This is a genomic window from Mitsuaria sp. TWR114, assembly GCF_007997345.1.
Genome location: NZ_VOSR01001026.1, coordinates 1 through 1,089 on the forward strand (window position 1 = coordinate 1; position 1,089 = coordinate 1,089).

General features: G+C 70.6%; 2 protein-coding genes. Both read right to left on the reverse strand.

From position 1 onward, the window contains the following. Positions 1–444 (reverse strand): hypothetical protein (locus FUT87_RS26940; protein ID WP_404935472.1); only part of this gene is annotated, 444 nt, incomplete at its 3' end. Further along, on the reverse strand, positions 435–1,089 hold a 655-nt coding region (locus FUT87_RS26945; RefSeq protein ID WP_255512062.1), incomplete at its 5' end, for a phosphatidylserine/phosphatidylglycerophosphate/cardiolipin synthase family protein. The genes FUT87_RS26940 and FUT87_RS26945, both read right to left, overlap by 10 nt.

Below are 1,089 nucleotides of genomic sequence, written 5' to 3' on the forward strand. Positions count from 1 at the left end.
CCGCAGCGCCAGTTCGCCGGCCCGCAGCGCCTTCACGCGCAAGGCCTGGCCCTCGTGGCGCAGGGCGAGCAGGTCGCTGTAGCGCAGCGTGAGGGCCGCATCCTGCGCCTGCAGCGTGGGACCGCCCAGCGTGCTCCAGCTCGGACCGGCGACGGTGACGCTGTGCGCGCGCAGCCGCAGGTGACCGATCAGCCGCAGCTGCCAGTCCTGGCCCTCGGCGCCGTCGAAGCGCACCTGGCGGTCCAGCTTCTGGCTCAGCCATTGCTCCGCCGGACGGCGCAGGAAGGGCCAGCCCAGCCATTCGCAGACGCCGATGGCCACCAGCAGCATCGCCAGCAGCGTGAGCAGGCCCATCGCCCACCCGTGCCGGTGCCGATGTCGTCGAGGGGCCGGTCCCGGCGGCATGCCGCCCGGTTCGCCCGCGGGCGCTTCCTTCACCACCATTGTTCAAACATCCTCGAGAAGAATTCCTTGCCGCGCTGCCAGACGCCGCGGTCCTGCCAGCGTCTCAGGTCGATGGCCTGCGACGCGGCGCGGTCGCGCTCGAACATGCGGGTCATCGCGTCGCCGAAGTCCTCGCCCAGCACAACGGCGTTGACCTCGTTGTTGTAGACGAAGCTGCGCCAGTCCATGTTGCTGGAGCCGACGGTGGAGACGACGCCGTCGATCACCGCGGTCTTGGCGTGCAGCACCGCCTCCTGCAATTCATGGATGCGGACACCGGACTTCAGCAGGCGCTCGTAATGGCTGCGGCCGGCGTGCATGACCGGCGAGAAGTCGCTGCGCGAGGGCAGGATCAACTGCACGTCGACGCCGCGGTCGGCGGCCTGGCACAGCGCGTCGACCATGTCCTGGCCGGGCGCGAAGTAGGCCATCGTCAGGTACACGCTGCGCTGCGCCGCGCGGATGCTGCCCAGCAGCAGCGTGTAGATGCGGTTCTCGGTGTCCTGCGGCGTCGACGGGATCACCCGCATCAACTGGCGGCCGGGCGGCGGACCGGCCGGCGGCTCGATTGCGGTGACCGTGCCCTGGCATTGCTGCTGCGCCCAGACCTCGCGGAACATCGTGTGCAGCGCCCGCGTCGCCGGG